This window comes from Lutispora sp. QWL-02 (assembly GCF_058315355.1).
The window spans coordinates 2,691,990-2,711,334 of the sequence record NZ_CM177762.1 but is presented as its reverse complement, the minus strand read 5'-3'; the positions used below and the strand labels follow the sequence as shown (position 1 = coordinate 2,711,334).

Annotated in this window: 19 protein-coding genes; 2 read left to right on the top strand and 17 right to left on the bottom strand. The window is 36.6% G+C overall.

Annotation, left to right across the window (positions count from 1 at the left end; translation table 11 throughout):
* Positions 1–40: 40 nt before the first annotated feature.
* The 10 genes from scpB to spoIIM all read right to left on the bottom strand — a co-directional run bounded on the left by scpB (position 41) and on the right by spoIIM (position 9,151).
* Positions 41–556: an SMC-Scp complex subunit ScpB gene (gene scpB, locus AC4HCY_RS12720; RefSeq protein ID WP_323433877.1), complete on the bottom strand. Its 516-nt coding sequence runs from the start codon at positions 554–556 to the stop codon at positions 41–43.
* 5 nt (positions 557–561) lie between these two features.
* Complete coding sequence (locus tag AC4HCY_RS12715; protein WP_323433876.1) at positions 562–1,278, bottom strand: segregation and condensation protein A; 717 nt, start codon at positions 1,276–1,278, stop codon at positions 562–564.
* Positions 1,279–1,304: 26 nt separating this feature from the next.
* Positions 1,305–1,940, bottom strand: a complete 636-nt coding sequence (locus tag AC4HCY_RS12710) for a site-2 protease family protein (protein WP_442916761.1) — start codon at positions 1,938–1,940, stop codon at positions 1,305–1,307.
* A gap of 97 nt (positions 1,941–2,037) precedes the next feature.
* Entirely contained in the window at positions 2,038–3,204 is a 1,167-nt protein-coding gene (locus AC4HCY_RS12705) for a D-alanyl-D-alanine carboxypeptidase family protein (RefSeq protein WP_491094378.1), read from the bottom strand.
* An 86-nt stretch (positions 3,205–3,290) separates the two neighbouring features.
* Positions 3,291–4,592, bottom strand: a complete 1,302-nt coding sequence (locus tag AC4HCY_RS12700) for a pyrimidine-nucleoside phosphorylase (RefSeq protein WP_323433873.1) — start codon at positions 4,590–4,592, stop codon at positions 3,291–3,293.
* On the bottom strand, positions 4,579–5,415 hold the full coding sequence (locus AC4HCY_RS12695; protein WP_323433872.1) for a purine-nucleoside phosphorylase: 837 nt from the start codon (positions 5,413–5,415) through the stop codon (positions 4,579–4,581). Before AC4HCY_RS12695 ends, AC4HCY_RS12700 begins: the two co-directional genes overlap by 14 nt.
* A gap of 13 nt (positions 5,416–5,428) precedes the next feature.
* Entirely contained in the window at positions 5,429–6,250 is an 822-nt protein-coding gene (locus tag AC4HCY_RS12690) for a purine-nucleoside phosphorylase (protein ID WP_333783373.1), read from the bottom strand.
* Entirely contained in the window at positions 6,234–7,397 is a 1,164-nt protein-coding gene (locus AC4HCY_RS12685; RefSeq protein ID WP_491096117.1) for a phosphopentomutase, read from the bottom strand. The genes AC4HCY_RS12690 and AC4HCY_RS12685 overlap by 17 nt, the downstream gene beginning before the upstream one ends.
* Positions 7,398–7,538: 141 nt before the next feature.
* Positions 7,539–8,420, bottom strand: coding sequence for a site-specific tyrosine recombinase XerD (xerD, locus tag AC4HCY_RS12680; protein ID WP_323433870.1), 882 nt, complete (start codon positions 8,418–8,420; stop codon positions 7,539–7,541).
* A gap of 98 nt (positions 8,421–8,518) precedes the next feature.
* Positions 8,519–9,151 carry a stage II sporulation protein M gene (spoIIM, locus tag AC4HCY_RS12675; protein WP_323433869.1) on the bottom strand — a complete coding sequence of 211 codons (633 nt, stop codon included), beginning with the start codon at positions 9,149–9,151 and terminating at the stop codon, positions 8,519–8,521.
* A 228-nt stretch (positions 9,152–9,379) separates the two neighbouring features.
* On the opposite strand from spoIIM, the gene AC4HCY_RS12670 reads away from it, so the two are divergent.
* Together AC4HCY_RS12670 and cls are read left to right on the top strand one after the other, a co-directional pair.
* Positions 9,380–9,508, top strand: a complete 129-nt coding sequence (locus AC4HCY_RS12670) for a hypothetical protein (RefSeq protein ID WP_323433868.1) — start codon at positions 9,380–9,382, stop codon at positions 9,506–9,508.
* Between the two features lie 86 nt (positions 9,509–9,594).
* Entirely contained in the window at positions 9,595–11,031 is a 1,437-nt protein-coding gene (gene cls, locus AC4HCY_RS12665; protein ID WP_491094376.1) for a cardiolipin synthase, read from the top strand.
* A gap of 91 nt (positions 11,032–11,122) precedes the next feature.
* Here cls and spo0A read toward each other — a convergent pair whose 3' ends face one another.
* The 7 genes from spo0A to dxs form a co-directional block, all read right to left on the bottom strand.
* Positions 11,123–11,929 carry a sporulation transcription factor Spo0A gene (spo0A, locus tag AC4HCY_RS12660; protein WP_491094375.1) on the bottom strand — a complete coding sequence of 269 codons (807 nt, stop codon included), beginning with the start codon at positions 11,927–11,929 and terminating at the stop codon, positions 11,123–11,125.
* 192 nt (positions 11,930–12,121) lie between these two features.
* On the bottom strand, positions 12,122–13,285 hold the full coding sequence (gene spoIVB, locus AC4HCY_RS12655; protein WP_491094374.1) for a SpoIVB peptidase: 1,164 nt from the start codon (positions 13,283–13,285) through the stop codon (positions 12,122–12,124).
* Between the two features lie 216 nt (positions 13,286–13,501).
* Entirely contained in the window at positions 13,502–15,193 is a 1,692-nt protein-coding gene (recN, locus tag AC4HCY_RS12650; protein ID WP_491094373.1) for a DNA repair protein RecN, read from the bottom strand.
* Between the two features lie 9 nt (positions 15,194–15,202).
* The gene (locus AC4HCY_RS12645) at positions 15,203–15,652 is read right to left on the bottom strand and encodes an arginine repressor (protein WP_323433863.1); all 450 of its coding nucleotides are present in this window, start codon (positions 15,650–15,652) and stop codon (positions 15,203–15,205) included.
* A 17-nt stretch (positions 15,653–15,669) separates the two neighbouring features.
* Positions 15,670–16,542 (bottom strand): NAD(+)/NADH kinase, encoded by an 873-nt coding sequence (locus AC4HCY_RS12640; RefSeq protein WP_323433862.1) that lies wholly within the window; start codon positions 16,540–16,542, stop codon positions 15,670–15,672.
* Positions 16,543–16,649: 107 nt separating this feature from the next.
* Positions 16,650–17,468 (bottom strand): TlyA family RNA methyltransferase, encoded by an 819-nt coding sequence (locus AC4HCY_RS12635; protein WP_491094372.1) that lies wholly within the window; start codon positions 17,466–17,468, stop codon positions 16,650–16,652.
* Entirely contained in the window at positions 17,455–19,341 is a 1,887-nt protein-coding gene (gene dxs / locus AC4HCY_RS12630; RefSeq protein ID WP_491094371.1) for a 1-deoxy-D-xylulose-5-phosphate synthase, read from the bottom strand. The genes AC4HCY_RS12635 and dxs overlap by 14 nt, the downstream gene beginning before the upstream one ends.
* Positions 19,342–19,345 lie beyond the last annotated feature (4 nt).

Sequence of the window (19,345 nt, the reverse complement as noted above, 5' to 3'; positions counted from 1 at the left end):
CAAAAAATTAAAGAATAATACGTTGTTCGAGTATTATTCTTTAATCCATATCGTTAAGAGGCGGAAGCTCTCCGATGCTTTTCAATCCGAATAACCTCAGAAAAGTATCGGTTGTTCCGTATAATATAGGCCTTCCGGGCCCCTCCATCCTCCCGATCTCCTTTATCATGTCCTTTTCCACCAGCCTTGTTATGCAGGCATCTGATTTAACTCCCCGCACCGAATCTATACTGGATTTTGTAATAGGCTGTTTATATGCAATAATCGATAAGGTCTCAAGGGAAGCCTGGGACAAACCTGTTTTTGCTTTTGGTTTCAATAGCTTTTCCACATATTCATAGAGCTCAGATCTTGAGCATAGCTGATAACTGCCGTTTATTTCTACAATCTTTATTCCTCTGGCTTCATCATCAAAGTCATCTGTAAGCTGATTGATTATTTTCTTCAGGGTAGCCTGATCCACCTCTAAAGCTGAGGAAAGCTCTTTTAAAGATACAGGATCACCGGAAACAAACAAAAGGCATTCCACAGCAGCTTTAATTTTCTTTATATCCATATCTATTACCTTCTCTTTATAACAATTTTGTCAAAATTCCTTGATTGCTCTACATGTATGGCCCTGCGCTTGATAAGCTCCAGAACTGCAAGAAAAGTAACTACGGCTTCAAGCTTATCAATGCAATCTATGATGAGATCATCAAAGTAAAGCAGTCTTTTTTTTGACATGTACTTAAGAACATAAGATATTTTTTCTTCTACTGTGACATTATCTCTGAAAATCCTTCTAAAGCTTTGATTTTTTTCCTGATGCTTCTTCGTCATTATAGCCTGGAATTTTTTAAATAAAATCTCCGCTGAAAGCCTGTCAGGAAGCGTAAAAGAATCTATTATCTCATCTGCCAAACAAGAATCCTTGCATAAAGCTTTCTCATTTACTAAAAGTCTTTCCTTCAACATCAAGGATAGCTCCTTATAAGCCTTGTATTCAAGCAGCTTTTTCACCAGATCATCCCTTGGATCCTCAACTTCTGTTTCATCTGCTTTAGACGGCTTAGGCAATAGCATCTTAGATTTTATTTCAAGAAGGGTTGCGGCCATGACCAGAAATTCACTGGCTAAGTCTATATCAAGACTCTGCATCATGTTCAAATAGCTGATATATTGATCCGCAATATCAGCTATAGGAATATCATAAATATCCACCTGGGCTTTTTCGATTAAATGAAAAAGCAATTCAAAAGGCCCTTCAAATATTTCAAGTTTTATGCTTATTGACATAATAATTACCACACCATTTTTAAATTTTAAAAGAAAAGCCCGACAATATATGAAATGCCCATTTCTGCATAAAAAAACATAGGGCCTAAGATTGTATCGATTGCATCTGTGAATATCAAAAGCAACAGCAACAAATAGGAGTAACGTTCATAACTGTAAAATTTGTATTCAAACCTAGACGGCAGAAAACCTGCCAGAATCTTTGAGCCGTCTAGAGGCGGAAGCGGTATTAAATTAAATACGCCTAATCCAATATTTATTAAATAAATATTGATCAATATATTGTCAACAATCTCATTGATAAATCCAAATTTACTATAAAGTATGGCATAAATAAACAATGCAGCTAAGGCAATGATAAAATTCATCATCGGTCCTGCCAAAGAAACCAATATCATACCTTTTTTTCTATTTTTAAAGTTGAGCGGGTTTATCGGAACAGGCTTGGCCCAACCGAATCGGAATACAGCCAACATGATTATACCTAAAGGATCAATGTGAACCAATGGATCGAGAGTCAACCGGCCGCTTAATCTTGCAGTATCATCTCCCATAGCATCGGCTGCTAAAGCATGTGCAAATTCATGAAATGAAAAGCCAATGAACACAGCAGGCAGTCTATAGAGCAAATCCATGAAATCAATACCCGGCAAAAATATCATCCTTTCATTTATCTATCTGTTAATATTGGGTATTATAACATAAAAAATCATATAAAAAAAGTAATGCGATCGCATTACTTTTTTTATATGATTATGATCAGTCGCTTAGCCAATATCTTATAGCCTTATTTATATTATTAAAAAATCCTGCTCTTCCGATATCTTCATCTATAACTACAGGTATGCTCACAAGGCTTTCGCCATTTTTTAAAATAATTATTTCCCCCAGCTTATCTCCTTTGGATAAAGGCGCTGCTACTTTATCAGGTATGATTATTTTTTTTTCAATAAGCTTTTCTTCACCTTTTTTTATGAGAACACTGGCGTTTTTTTCAAGAACTGCATTTGCATTTATCTTATTTCCTTTTGAAATTTCTATTTTTTTAATAGCCTCGCCTTTTTTGCCTACAACATATGTAGAGTAATTTGCGAAACCATAATCCAGCAGCTTCCTTGCATCATTATTTCTTGATCCCGTACTTGGAGCTCCCATTATGACACTTATAAATCTAAGATCATTTCTTTTAGCTGTGGCAGATATGCAATACATAGCATTATCCGTAAATCCGGTTTTTATACCGTCTACATCATCATAAAACTTTACCATTTTGTTTTTATTCGCCAATTCCCTTATAACATTATTCTTCTTTCCTACCGTCACTTTTGTCATATAAATTGAAATATAGTCAAAAATTTTCTCATGTTGTATCAATTCTCTTGACATTATAGCTATATCGTGGGCTGAGGCAACATGTCCTTCAGCGTGAAGGCCATGGGAGTTTACAAAATTCGTATCAGCCATTCCCAGCTCCGCAGCTCTCTTATTCATCAGCTTTACAAACTCTTCTTCACTGCCTGAAAGATATTCAGCTATTGCTACGCTGGCATCATTCGCTGATTCTACAGCAATTCCGGTAATCAAATCTTTGACAGCCCTTACTTCACCTTCCTCTAAAAGCAAACAGGTTCCGATCATCTTACTGGCTTTTTGACTTATGACCACTTTATCCTCAAGAGTTATTTTACCTGAATCCAATGCTTCCATAACAATCAGCATGGTCATTATCTTTGTCACGCTTGCAGGCTCCAGCTTATCATGGGCATTCTTCTCATATATTATTGTCCCGGTCGAAGCTTCCATAAGCAGTGCAGATTTACAATTCAGGGACATTTCAATATCTGATTTTGCCATAATCGGTTGATTAAGCATCATTGCAGCTAATATTAAAATAAAAATGGATAGATTTCTAATTTGCTTAGCCATAAAAACCCTCCTATAATTGTTTTATTGTTATATTTCCCTATAGGAGGATTGTTATTCGCAATATGTCTTATTAAAATCTGCTATACTTATTGTATGACGTCATATATATATTTTGAAGGCTTATTTGCAATCTCCCTTATTTTAAACGCATTTTGAGCAGCAACCCGTGCTTCGTCCCAATTTTCTAGATTTGTATGCAATATGCAAATTGTATCATAATGATTTACTCTTTCTCCTACTTTTTTCTTAATAGTGATACCTGCAGAGTGATCTATTGAATCATTCTTTTTTCTCCTGCCTGCTCCGAGCAGCATAGCTGCGACTCCTATGCTCTCCGCATCTATAGAATAAATAAAGCCTTCTTGGGAAGATTTTATCTCTATATGGTGCTTGGCTTGGGGAAGCAGCTCAGGATTATCTATCACGCTTGGATTTCCGCCTTGTATTGATATAAGCTGTTTAAATTTATCCAATGCTTTTCCCGATCCAATAATCCCTTTCAAATATCCATAGGCTTCATTAAATTCACTAAACGCTCCTCCTAAAACAGTCATATATGAAGCAATAGTTAATGCTACCACAGTCTCATCCTCAGAACCGTTTCCGCGCAATACCTCTATTGCTTCTTTAACCTCATTGGCATTTCCTACTTCATGGCCCAAGGGCTGACTCATATCAGATACAACTGCTATTGTTTTTTTGTTTAATGATTTGCCTATCTCAACCATTGTTTCTGCAAGTAAAACAGCCTCATCAATGGATTTCATGAATGCTCCGGAGCCCACTTTTACATCCAGCACTATGCAATCTGCACCGGAGGCTATTTTTTTACTCATTATAGAACTTGCTATCAATGGTATGCTATCCACTGTAGCCGTTACATCTCTCAATGCATATAGTTTTTTATCCGCAGGCGTAAGATTGGCTGTTTGCCCTGCAATAGACATCTTATATTTGTTCACATTATCAAAAAAAGTCTCCTTGCTCAATTCAGTATTAAACCCTGATATTGCTTCCAGCTTGTCTACGGTTCCGCCCGTATGCCCAAGGCCTCTGCCTGAAATTTTTGCGACAGGTACACCTGCCGCTGCTGCCAAGGGTATTACGATCAAGCTTATTTTATCTCCTACACCTCCTGTAGAGTGCTTATCAACCTTTATACCGGCAATACCGGACAAATCCAACATATCTCCCGAATTTACCATAGCCATGGTTAACTGGGCTATTTCCCTCTTATTCAAGCCTTTGAAATATATTGCCATGAGTAATGCAGAAGCCTGATAATCAGGAATGCTCCCATCCATAATTCCATTTATAAAAAATTTTATTTCTTCATCGCTCAATTCATGCCCATTTCTTTTTTTGAGAATGATATCATAAACCCTCACTGAACTTCACCTCTTTAATAAATTCCCTAACAAGCTTAACAAAACGCGGTTTTGTCAGTTCAGCTACTCTTACCACATCTTCATGGGAAGGCGGAACCAAGGAATCGGGCAAAGCCATATCTGTTATGCATGAAAGCCCTATGGTTTTGATTCCGCAGTGTCTTGCTGCGATAGCTTCCGGGACTGTGGACATGCCTACCGTATCAGAGCCCAAAGTTATAAGCATCCTAAGCTCGGCCTTTGAAAGATAATATGGGCCGCTTATAGCAGTATAAACTCCCCTATGTACTTTTATATCTAATCGTTCGGCTACTTCACTGCATATTCTGATAAGCTCGGCATCATAAGCCTGGGACATATCAGGAAATCTTGGCCCAAAAGCGGATAGATTCGCCCCTATCAACGGGTTATCACCTATTAAGTTGATATGATCATTTATGATCATAATATCTCCTGCAGAAAATGCTTTGTTCAGACCGCCGCAAGCATTGCTGAGCAGCAGAATATCAATGCCAAGCTTTTTCATGACTCTGACAGGCAAGGTTACTTCCTTCATTGTGTAGCCTTCATAATAATGAAAACGCCCTTGCATGGCCAAAACCTTTTTGCCCTCTAAATCTCCGAATATTAAACGGCCTGCATGTCCCTCGACTGTAGAAACAGGGAATTCCGGAATATCTTTATAATCAATAATTATTTTATTTTCGATATAGTCGGCTAAAGTTCCCAGACCTGTACCAAGAACAATTCCGATCTGAGGTTTCTGGCATATGATGTTTTTTATATAGTCATATGCTTTATCGATTTTCTCCATATAACTCATCAATAATCCTCCTCTACATCTCCCTGATGATACCCATTATAAGCTTTATAAATTTATCCTTTACTTCATTTGCCGTCTCTATTACCTCGTCATGGTTTAAAGGCCTATCCAAAACACCGGCAGCCATATTTGTTATGCAGGAAATGCCTATTACTTCCATTCCGGAATGATTAGCTGCGATTACCTCGGGTACTGTTGACATTCCTACTGCGTCGGCCCCAATAACCCTTGCCATCCTTATTTCGGCAGGTGTTTCATAAGCGGGGCCCGTCATTGATGCATAAACGCCTTCTTTGATAGGTATGTTTAAGCTATTGGAAATTTTTTTAACCATATCTCTCATTCCCATAGGATATGCATTTGACATATCTGGAAATCTTGTTCCATAGATGTCAAAATTCGGCCCTATCAAAGGGTTGCTACCCATAAGATTGATATGGTCCTTTATAAGCATCAAGTCACCGGCCGAGTAGCTGGTATTTACACCGCCAGCCGCATTGGTCACAATCAATTTTTTTATTCCCAGCGCTCTCATAACCCATACAGGAAAAGCGACCTCTTTCATTGTGTATCCTTCATAATAATGAAACCGCCCTTGCATGACCGCTACTTTACGGCCTGCAATTTCTCCAAAAATGAATCTTCCTTTGTGTCCTTCAATAGTAGAAACGGGAAAGTTCGGTATATCGTAATAATCTATTATATTTTTTTTCTCTGCTTCGTCTCCCAGAACTCCTAATCCTGAGCCTAATATGAGGCCTATTTCAGGGTTTTCATCTAAACGGCCTGCAATATAATCTTTTGCTTCCAAAATCATTTCATATAAATCTTTCATTAAAATCACTCCCAAACAATAATGATTTAAAGGATGAACCTTCAATCTGACCTTTTATATTTAGAATATCCAATATTGTAGCTCCAATATCGCAGAAACATTCCCGTGTTCCTATGTTTATCTTGTTTTTAATGCTCTTTCCATATATCAATATAGGTATATACTCTCGTGAATGATCGGTGCTTGGGGTTGTAGGGTCGCATCCATGATCAGCAGTTATTATAAGAATATCTTCATCCTTCATTGCCTCCATTATATCAGGCAATCGTCCATCAAACTCCATTATGGCATTTGCATATCCATTTATATCATTCCTATGCCCATAGAGCATATCAAAGTCAACCAGATTGGTAAATATTAATCCCTTGTTGCCGCCACGCATGTATTCAATAGTTTTATCTACACCTTCCATATTGTCTTTGATATGAACCGACATAGTTATTCCTTGGGAAGCAAAAATATCCTCTATTTTCCCTACAGCCATAACCTCCATGCCTTTTTCTTTGATATAATCCAGCATGGTTTTGCCTGAGGGCTTCAACGAAAAATCCCTACGGTTTTTGGTACGCATGTATTGACCGGCTGCACCGATAAATGGCCTTGCAATTATTCTTCCCACACCATAAGCGCCTTTCATGATATCTCGAACTATGCCGCATATCTCATATTGTCTCTTTAAGCATATCACTTCTTCATGTGCTGCTATCTGTAATACGCTATCAGCTGATGTATATACTATAGGCATGCCGGTTTTAACATGAATATCACCAAGCCGATTGATTATCTCTGTTCCTGACGCAACTTCGTTTCCAATAGTTTTTATGCCTATTGCTTCTTCAATAGACATTATCAGCTCATTAGGAAACCCGTTTGGAAATATTGGAAATGGATCTGACAGCTTTAGACCGGCAATCTCCCAATGTCCTGTTGTTGTATCCTTACCCTTTGATGCCTCTGCTGCTCTTCCATAGGCCCCCTTTGGGCTGTCCGTTTTTCCTATAAAGGAGCTTATACCTTCAATATTGCCGATTCCAAGCTTAGTTAAATTTTCAATTTTAAAATTTCTATAGCTTTTAGCTATATTGCCTAATGTATCGCTGCCTTCATCGCCATACTCATATGCATCGGGCAAATAGCCAATGCCCATGCTGTCCAGTACTATCAATATCACCCTGTTTACCACACGAACTCCTCCTGCTAATAATTAAACACTGAACTAATCCGCCCTAAGTCAAGAACCTCGAAAGGAGGTGTATGACAAAGGGCGGATTGGTCTCGTTCAAGAGCTCTAAGCCCTTGGATGTGTCCTGTTGTATACTTCTCTGATTCTTGTGTTATTTATTTTGCTGTATATTTGAGTGGTTGAAATATCTGAATGGCCTAACATTTCCTGTATAGATTGCAGATCCGCACCATTTTCAATTAAATGTACTGCAAAAGAATGCCTTAAGGTATGGGGAGTGATGGTTTTGCTGATGTCTGCTTTTTTGGTATAATATTTTACTATCTTCCAGAAGCCTTGCCGCGTCATTCTTTCACCGTGAAAATTAAGAAAGAGAGCCTTTTCATCAGCTGAGGGGCCAAGTTTATCCCTATAATCGTTTAAAAAGATCTTTATATATTTTAAGCAATAATTCCCTATAGGAATCGTTCTAAACTTCCCATTGCTGTTTTTGCACAGCAGCAATCCTTCTTCTAATTGAACATCATCAATATCTAAGGATATCAATTCTGTTACCCTGATACCTGTAGCATACAAAAGCTCCAGCATAGTTTTATCTCTCAAGCCCTTGGCATCTGCAGCATCCGGCTGCTCCAGCAGTTTTTCCACTTCTTTTTTAGTTAATATGTAAGGCAATTTTTTTTCAACTTTCGGGGACTCTAAATTAACAGTCGGGTCGTGCTCTATATATCTGCTATTTACAAGAAAATGAAAGAAGCATCTTAAAGACGCAAGATGTCTTGATATAGTAGATGTTGTTTTGCCGTCCTTTTGCAGGTAAATGAGATATGTTATTATATTAGTCTTTGAAACAGAATCTATCTTTTGATCATTATTCTGTAAATATATGCAGAATGCTCTAACATCCCGAATATATGATTCAAATGTATTTTTACTAAGTTTTCTTTCATTTTGTAAATAATCAGCAAAAGCTTCCATATATGCCATGTTTTTATCCCCTTTTTCTAATCATCGTTTTACATATTCAACATAAAGCAAAAAAATCCTCCATGGCATGAAAAAATTACTATAATAGGTAAATAGATTTATATAATAAAAACTGAAAGGCTCCTTATAAAAACCGGTGTTATATAAGACTCAATTATACTGGATAATACCACTGCAGCCAATCCAAAAGCAAATGGAACAATATAGCCCCCAAAGCTTTGTCTCTTAGTATCGTATCTTTTATCATTCCTGGATTTTAATAAAAATAAACTATATTGAAATGATATTGTACATAAAAAAATGGTTCCCGGAATCAAAACTATGCTATGGGGCAATAAGGATATCAATGAAAAAATTAGCCCTTTTCTTCCAAAGCTTTCAACGAGAAAGGCCACAGAGAAGCCAAAGCAAAAGCCTTTAAAGGTTATATACAACGGAGAGACAACGGCTCCTAAATATGTAAACCCAGATATAAAGAGCATAACAGTCCATATCATATTGTTGATAAATGATATTTTGAACGTACCTCCATTGTATATTCTATCCCCTGGTATAAGATTAAAAAATCCTTCAACATATCTTATCAGCAGATCCTTTGAATCTATTGAAAGCTTGCTTACCCAAAAAGCACCGAAGCTTATTCCAAGAGAAAATAAAATAAAAAAACACAAATACCAAATACCATTTTCTCTGATATGTTTAGCTGCCGCATAATTTAATCGGCCGAACAAGTTGCCACCCCCTTATATTTTGTCCACTTTTCTATAAAATATATGCCTGGGGCAGCCATAATATGCTCTATAGTTTAAAGGCCGTCATTAAAGCCACAATAGTTTTAGCATCTGTAATTTCACGTTTGTTTATCATTTCAAAAACGTCCATCATACCACCTCTAAAATGAATTATTTTAAACTAAACACATATAATATTTTAGCATTTAAGAGGGAGGTAATAAACATATGCTTAGTATTTTAACAAATAAAAGCTTTTATTTTGTCGGCAAATTTTCAGATCTCATTTATATACTGAACAACATTCAAAATCAAAACATCACACTTAAAAAATATCTCATCGAAAACAATGATTGACCAAATTAATACTGTTGGCTCATTTCCATACTATCCTTATCGCGATTTTAATCATATAATATTATTAGGATAGGATGGTGGGTGCTATGAGCAAGCAAATAGAACTAGCTATTTCATTATTTATATTGATAAACATCATAATAACAGTTTTGGTAGTCATTCTGGAAAGAAAGAGGCCGGAAAAAACCATAGCCTGGCTGCTAATTATCGTACTTCTGCCCCCTTTAGGAGTACTATTCTATATGTTTTTAGGGCGGAATTGGAAAAGGCATAAATTAAATGATGAGATAAGTCCGATAATTAAAAAATTGATAAACCATGCATTGTGTAAAATTGAAAGTTCAGAGTATATATCATTGATTGAACTGCTAGGCAAAAATAGCGATTCTCCCATATTCATCAATAATGATATAAGCATATTTAAAAATGGTGAGGAAAAATTTGAAGTGCTCAAGCGGGAATTATTGAAAGCCAGAAATCACATACATATGGAATATTACATAGTAAAAAATGATTTGATAGGCAATGAAATCAAAAACATTTTGATTGAAAAGTCACATGAAGGCATTAAAGTAAAGCTCATCCTGGACCGTGTCGGTTCTATAAAACTGGGAAAGAAATATATATCCGAGCTTAGGAATGCAGGTGTTGAGGTAATCCAGTATTCATACTTCTTAGCTCCTCTCCTGAGAAGCATAAACACGCAAATCAACTATAGAAATCATAGAAAAATAGTGATCATTGATGGCGTAATAGGCTTTATAGGAGGAATAAATATAGGCGATGAATACCTTGGCAAGAGCAAGTTAGGATATTGGCGAGATACACATCTTATGGTAAGGGGAGATTTTGTACTCGGTTTGCAGGCTGTTTTTCTTGATGACTATATCACTATAAAAAAAGCTTTAAAAGAACATATTTTCGATGATGACGACTTTGAAGCGTATTTTCCGGTTCCAAATAAATATTCGGACAAGGTGCTTCAATTAGTAAAAAGCGGCCCAGACTCAAGCTATCCGGCAATAATGCAAGGAATATTAAAAATGATAAGTATGGCGAAGCATCATATATATATTACTACGCCATATTTTGTGCCCAGTGAAAGCATAATGGAAGCATTAAAGATTGCAGCTCTGTCAGGCATTGAAGTAAAAATACTGTTTCCGGGCCAATATGATCATTTTTTGGTCTATCATGCATCGAGAACTTTTCTCTTTGAGCTCATAAAATGCGGTGCAAAAGTATTCTTTTACGATAAGGAAGGCTTTGTGCATGCCAAAACCATCACCGTAGACGGTAGAATAGCATCAGTAGGCACTGCTAATATGGATATGAGAAGCTATGAGCTAAATTATGAAATAAATGCTATAATTTATGATGAAGAAAAAAGTCTAGAGTTGGAAAGCATGTTTTGTGATGATCTAAACAGAAGTACAGAGATGACTATAGAATATTATGAAGGACTTCCAAGAACAGTGAAATTTATCGATGCTTTGGCAAGGACATTTTCTTCTCTTCTTTAGAACACAAATCAATACAGCGGTGGACTTCCACCGCTGCATTATGTGCTTGATCCCGATATAAGGCTTATTAAGTATTATTTATTAATGCATATTAGCTTATCTTCATTTCCAGTCTGAGTTTGTCTGCAACCATAGCAATAAATTCTGAGTTTGTAGGCTTTCCTTTGTCATTATGTATTGTATAACCGAATAAATTATTTATGACTTCCAGTCTTCCACGACCCCATGCAACCTCTATAGCATGTCTTATTGCTCTCTCCACTCTGCTTGACGTAGTATTGAATTTCCTTGCTATGGATGGATACAGTTCTTTTGTTACCGCACTGAGCAGTTCCATGTTATTGACCACCATAGTTATTGCTTCTCTCAAGTATATGTACCCCTTTATATGTGCAGGGACACCGATCTCATGTATGATTCCTGTTATCGCAGACTCTAAATCTTGGCTGGGAACATTAGCGGACACACTGATAGAAGGCGATTGAAACAATATCTTTTTTTCTGAGCCTGCTGACATAATGCCCATTGATTCCCTGATCCTTTTTGCGAATATATCCATGTCAAATGGTTTTACAACATAATATTCAGCGCCTAATGCCAATGCTTTTTGCGTAATTTTGTCTTGACCTACAGCAGAAAGAATTATAACCTTAGGAATTTTCTCCAATTTCATGCTGTTCAATTTTTCTAATACACCTAATCCATCAAGATGGGGCATTATAATATCTAATATTACAATATCCGGCAGCTTGGATATGATCAGGTCTAGAGTTTCAAGGCCATCCTTAGCGGTGCCGACAATCTCAAAGTCATCTTGCATCTCTAGATACTCGCTCAAAATACCACAAAAATCCTTATTATCATCAGCAATAACTATTTTAATTTTACTCAAATCCATAAAATCTCCCCCTTTTTAGTAGTCTAAATAGTAATTCGACACAGTAAATTCATTTCCTGCTATATAATGCCAAGTATCGTTCATAAAATTCAAACAAATTGAGACAATAAAATACTTAAAAAAAACTACAAATTTTGCAAAATTAAATGCCAGTAGGTCAAACGGTCCCAAACTGCGTTTGACCTACTTTATTCACTGACCTACTACAGATTTATAGCTGCAGGCAGGGCTGATATTTGTTTCTTTTATCATCCATTCGGCAAATATGCCATATCCTCTGAGCGGATCATTGATTAAAACATGGGTTACAGCGCCCACCAGTCTTCCATTTTGTATAATGGGGCTGCCTGACATGCCCTGCACTATTCCACCTGTTTTTTCTATTAATCTTTCATCTGTTATTCTTATGATCATACTTTTTGAATCTGCATTGTTCTGTCTAAATATTTTTTGGATTTCAATGTCAAACTCTTGAACCTTGTTATCTTCAATAGTAGTCAGTATCTTAGCCGGCCCTTCTTTTACCTGGCTGCTCAAAGCTATAGGCATAGAAGCAGATCTTCTATTTATGCTGTTCCTTTCTAAAACTCCATAAATTCCGAAAACAGTATTTTTATTGATAACGCCGTAAACCCCGCCGCTATCTGTAAAAAGACCTATAATTTCACCTGGAGCAGCCTTCTTGGCCCTCTGAATGCTTATTACCTTAGACTTCATTATTTTCCCTCTGTCTATATCGATCAAAACACCCGAATCTATATCAGTGATTCCATGGCCAAGTGCACCGAATTCACCGGAGTTAGGCTCATAAAACGTCATAGTTCCAACGCCTGCAATATTATCTCTAACCCACAAGCCCATCTTAAAAAGCTTATCTTCGTTGCTTTGCACAGGCTTTATTGTCAATTCCAGAGGCTTGCCTTTTCTTTCAATGGATACCTTTATCTTTTTACCTTTGTTCTCTCCATCATTGATTATTTCGATTATATCTTTTTCATTTTCTATGTTTTCACCATTTATTTTTAGGATCTTATCGCCACTAGCAAAGCCTCCATCTGCAGCGGGGCACACTTTTTTCCCGCTTATATCTGTTATTGTCGATAATCCAACGATTAAAACCCCTTTTGATTCAATCTTAACTCCAATAGATTCGCCTGATGGAATCACTTGTATATCAGGCACAATACTGACTGTATTATTTTTTTTAGATAGCAAACTAAAGATTTTTACTTCACCTTGAGGCAGATAATTTTTTTCAGATAAATTAGATATCTGTGATAATCCTGTCAAAATGAGACATAAAATAAAAAAGGATATTATACTCCTCCAACCATTGTTTTTCTTAAATATTGCCAAAAGCTTCACTCTCCTGTTTCCCCAGAAGAATTCAACCTTCAAATTTCTTTCTCTATAATTTAATTTTCCTATTTCATAGTCCCATTATTCTATTAAATAATTGTCATAATTTTAAGATAAGAAGGCTTCATCAAGTATTTTACTTCCTTGAAAAAATTCTATGAAAAGCTAATATTAAGGGAATTTATACTTTTTAAGAATTAAAAAAGGCTTTGCTCAAGCCTTTTTACCTTCTAATAACTCTTTTGCCATACTTAGTGAAAAGTCATAATCATCACCAAGTGCTATCATTTTTGCAATTTCAGAAATCCTTTCCTCCTCAGTTAAATTTTTAATTTCTGAAAAAGTTTTATTGCTTTCAATATGCTTGCTGACACTTATATGATTATCAGAATAACAAGCAATCTGGGGCAAGTGAGTTATACATATAGTCTGAATATATCTGGAAATATTATATAACTTTTGGCCCACTATGTTAGCCGTATGTCCTCCAATCCCTGCATCAATTTCATCAAATACCATACAATCATGCTTTCTAAAACGAGATAGCACAGATTTTATGGCCAGCATTACTCTGGATACTTCTCCGCCGGATGCAACTTTTATCAGTGGTTTTTCAGCTTCTCCAGGGTTTGCGGATAACATAAATTCTACCTTATCAATGCCTTCTTTATCAATATGCGCTTCTCTTTTTTCTATATTAACAATAAATCTTGCTCCTGTCATATTTAAATCTCTTAGTTCTTTTTCGACCATCTCTTCCAATGCCAATGACAGCTTTTCTCGCATATGGGACAAAACAAAAGCATTTTCAAAATACTTTTCTTTTAGGCGGTGAATTTCTTGCTCATATTCACTTATTACAGCTTGACTGTTTTTAAGGCCCTCATACTCTGAAATAGCTCCTTCTCTGTAATGCAATATATTTTCTATTGTATTACCATATTTTCTCGCGAGTTTATTGATAATTTCAAGTCTTTCTTCAATCACTTCAATTTCTCCGCTGTCAAATTCAATATTATCCCTATATTTTCTTATTGGGTTTTTCAAATCTTCCAGCTTATAAAAGCAGTCTGCTATAGTATCTTTGAAATCATTTAAATTTTCATCTATTTCATTTATGTTTTCGATGGACTCAAGAGAACTTCCTATATTATCTAAAACGCTTTTCCCCTTTTCATCGCCTTGAAATAATTCACGATATATTGATGAAATCGCGTTGAAGAGCTTTTCACTATTATTTAAGAGCTTTTTGCGGTTTATTAGCTTCTCATATTCTCCTAAGGATAAATTGGCGTTATCGATCTCATCAATCTGATACTTCAGCAAGTCAAGCTTTCTTTCCCTTTCTTGACTCGTTCCATAAAGTTGCTGAAGCTTTTCGGTTAAGGAATTTATGCCATCAACCAAAGCAGCTACTTCCTTCATTATTTCAAAAAACTCTTTTGAGCCGAAGCCATCTAAAAATCTGATATGCATAGAGGGCTTAAACAAAAGCTGATGTTCATTTTGTGCCACTATATCGATCAAATAAGGGCTGATATTTTTTAGCATAGTCAATGTGACTGCCTGTCCATTTATTCGGCATAAGCTTTTTCCTGCCATGCTGACTTCCCTCTGTATAAGCAGGGAACCATCTTCTTCCATGGTTATTCCGTAGCTTTCCAGTATCTCTTCAATTTTCTTTAGAGAGCCCGAAAGAATAAAAAGTCCCTGAACAAAAGCCTTGCCAGCACCGCTCCTTATATCATCCTTGCTGAATTTTCCCCCGCAAAGGGCTCCAATCGCATCTATTATAACCGATTTGCCCGAGCCGGTTTCCCCGGTTATCACATTAAATCCATCAGTAAAGCTTACCCTCTCCTCATGAAAAATTATAAAGTTTTTAATATATAATTCATGAAGCATAGATTTCACCTATTTCATAAGTTTTTTAAACCTTTCAATAACAGGTATAACATTCTCTTGATTCCTGACCAAAACAAAAATCGTGTTATCTCCTGCTACTGTACCTACTATTTCTTTTAAATCAAAGGCATCCAGGGCTTCTGCTGCCGCATTGGCAGCACCGGAAAATGTCTTGATTACAATAAAGTTGTCTGCATAGTCTACACTTAAAACCGTTTCGGCAAATACCTTATAAAGCCGCTCATTCAGCATATTATCCTGTTCTTTCATAGCCGCATATTTATATCTCCCATCCTCAGTGAGGACCTTGATTAACCTTAATTCCTTAATATCCCTGGATACGGTGGCCTGAGTAACATTAATACCATTCTTTTTCAACATCTCAGCTAATTCTTCCTGGGTTTCGATTATGTAGTCTTCAATAATCTCAAGTATTTTGGCGTGCCTGGAAATTTTCATTTTGTTCCCTCCATTTTTTAAAATTTACGGTTTGAGTCCCATTTCTCTGATATTTTTTTTCTAAGCACTTGAAAAAAACTTCTGTCCTTTAGCTTAACCAGACTGGTGTGGCATTGAGCTTGTCTTACAGTGACAACATCTCCTGCCTTTAACTTATAGCCTTGTTGTCCATCAACAGTAAGCATGACCTCCGTATTGTTCTGGCAAACCTCAATTTTAACGACATCTTCATTTGAAACTACGATAGATCTTGAATGAAGGATATGGGGGCATATAGGAGTTATTATCATGACCTTCACATCAGGGCTTACTATAGGACCGCCTGCGGATAAAGAATAGGCAGTTGATCCCGTTGGGCTTGATATCACAACTCCATCAGCAGAATATAAATCTACGAAATCATCATTGATATAAATACCTAACCTGATGATCCTTGCAAAAGGGCCTTTAGTTATTCCTATATCATTCAGCGCCACCGATTTTTCAAGCTGAATGTTATCAGTTTCAACAGTAGCCTCCAGCATCATCCTTTTTTCTATTTCATATTCTCCGGCAATTAATTTTTCCAGAGCGGGGAACATTTCCTCAGCTTCAACCTCAGTGAGAAAGCCCAAATGACCTAAATTTATTCCAAAAAGGGGTACGTTATAATATGCTGATTGTCTGGCAATATTCAAAAGTGTTCCGTCTCCACCTAAGACTATTAACAAATCACTATTCATAAAAATATCTTCATTTTTTAAACCCAACTCAGGCTTTCCAATTCTGGAAGCAATGCTATTGCCTAACAAAACCTCCTGTTCATTGTCTAACAACCATTTTGCAATACTTTCAGTCAAATGCAAATCGTTGTCCTTGCTTAAGTTTGGTATAATACCTATTCTCGACAAATAATAACACCATCCAGTATATATTATAATTGTTTATTTTATGTTCATCAAATATCCATATATAATTTTACATTAAATATGAAAATATATCCATATGTTTTGCCAAACTATTTAAAATATTCATTGGCTTCATCAACAATATCAATGATTTTATCATCAAATACCTTATTTTTTTCAGGATTCAATGTTTTTTTCAAAAAAATCAAATATTCTATGTTGCCCTCGGGTCCTCTGATAGGAGAATAAGTAAGGCCATTTAACTCAATATTCATAGAAGCTTGACAAAAATTACATATTTCCGCTATGACCTCAATATGAACATTTTTATCTCTGATCACACCTTTTTTCCCTACTTTTTCTCTACCGGCTTCAAATTGCGGTTTTATGAGGCAAACCAAAAAAGCTTCGTCCTTTAAAATAGAAATTACAGCCGGCAAAACTTTTTTCAGAGAGATAAAGGATACGTCAATAGATGCAAAATCTAATTTCTCTTGCATCATATCGGACGTGACATATCTAATATTTGTCCTTTCCATTACAACAACACGCTCATCGCTTCTCAGCTTCCATGCCAGCTGCCCGTATCCCACATCAATAGCGTATACCTTTGCGGCCCCGTTTTGCAGCATGCAATCTGTAAAACCTCCCGTTGAGGCACCTATGTCAGCTGCAATGACGCCCTTCAAATCAATATGAAAAAAATCTATGGCTTTGGCAAGCTTCAAACCCCCTCTGCTGACATAAGGCAAGGTCGACCCTTTTATCTGAATATTAGAGTCAGCCGAAATTTTTGTGCCCGGTTTATCCACCTTGGTTTCGTCGGCATAAACAATCCCGGACATGATAATTGCCCGGGCTTTTTCTCTGCTTTCAGCCAGTCCTTTTTCTGTCAGCAGTACATCTAATCTTATTTTATCTTTCTCCATTTTTTTTCACCCGAATATTCGATATTATTGCCTCACATATGCTATCATCATCAAGCTTTTCAAGCTTCATAAGTTCGCTGGTCTCACCATGGGTTATGATTCCATCTTTGTGAGCAAAAATTTTCAAATCTACCTTTTTATCCTTTGAGCAATAATATTCTAATATACTGCTGCCAAGGCCTCCCTCAAATATATTATCTTCAAGAGTATAAATAGGAATAGCTTTTGATGCCATTTCGTCCAGCAGATGTTCATCCAGCGGTTTAATGAATCGTATGTTTACCAAAGTCATCTTTATATTTCTCTTATTTAAAGCTTCGCATACTTTGACTGCTTTCTTAACCATGGTTCCTTCAGCAATAATAATTCCATCATCCCCATTGAGCAATATCTCACCTTTTCCATAATCAACAGGCTTTTCTCCAAAGCCATATTCAGCTGCCTCACCTCTGGAGTATCTTATAGCAACGGGACCTTCAAGCTTTAAAGCATATTCCAGCATATTCTCCAATTCCCTGCCTGATTTAGGGCTCATCATTGTTATATTTGGCAAGCTCCTAAGGTAAGATATATCGAATATACCCTGATGAGTCTCACCGTCCTGTCCCACTATACCCGCTCTATCAATGGCAAATATGACGGAAAGATTTTGCAGGCATATATCGTGAAGCACTTGATCGTAAGCTCTTTGAAGAAAAGTAGAATATACGGCAAAGATAGGCTTGAAGCCGCCTTTTGCCAAACCTGCGGAAAAAGTTACAGCATGCTGTTCCGCAATTCCTACATCAAAAAACCTATCCTTAAATTTCTCGGCGAATTTGCCTAAACCTGTGCCTTCCGGCATAGCAGCCGTAATCGCTACTATTTTTTCATCCGTCTTTGCAAGCTCTGTTATTTTATCGCCAAAAACTGAGGAATAGGATCTACCGTTGCTTTTAGTCAGTGATTCACCGGTTTCAACAAGGAAAGGGCTAACGCTATGATACTTTTCGGGTTTATCTTCAGCTGCCTTATAACCATTTCCTTTTTTTGTAACAACATGGATCAATACAGGATGCTTCTTATAGCTCTTTGCATTAGATAATATTCTTTCCATGGTCTTGATATTGTGCCCATCTATGGGGCCCAGATATTTAAATCCCAATTCTTCAAACATGATACCCTTTACCACTAAGTATTTGAACCAATCGCGGCATTTATACGCTGCTTTATAAAGGCTTTTTCCTACAACAGGTATTTTATTAAAAATAAACTCCATCTCTCTTTTAAATTTAAAGTATATCTTGCCTGTTCTAAGTCTTCCAAGATAAGTGCTCAAGCCGCCTACGTTTTTGGAAATAGACATCTCATTGTCATTTAGAATCAATATTATATTAGTGTTTAGATTCGCAGCATTGTTCAAAGCCTCCAATGCTAATCCTCCGCCTAAGGATCCGTCTCCTATAACAGCCACTATAGAGTGATCTTCACCCTTTAAATCTCTTGCTTTTGCCATTCCTAAAGCGGCAGATATGGAGGTACTGCTATGCCCTGTATCAAATACATCATGAGGGCTTTCCGATGCCTTTGGAAAACCGCTGATGCCACCTAAAGTTCTTAATGTCTTAAAGCTCTCCTTGCGGTCGGTAATTATCTTGTGGACATAGGATTGATGGCCTACATCCCAAATTATTTTATCCTTTGGCGAATTAAAAACCCTGTGTAAAGCCAAAGTTAACTCAACAACACCAAGATTAGAAGCAAGATGTCCGCCATTTTTTGATACTACATCTATTATATAATCTCTGATATCCTGGCTGAGATGATCAAGCTCATCATAATTAAGGTTTTTTAAATCCTCCGGATTGCTTATTTTTTCTAAGAATTTGTACATCGTT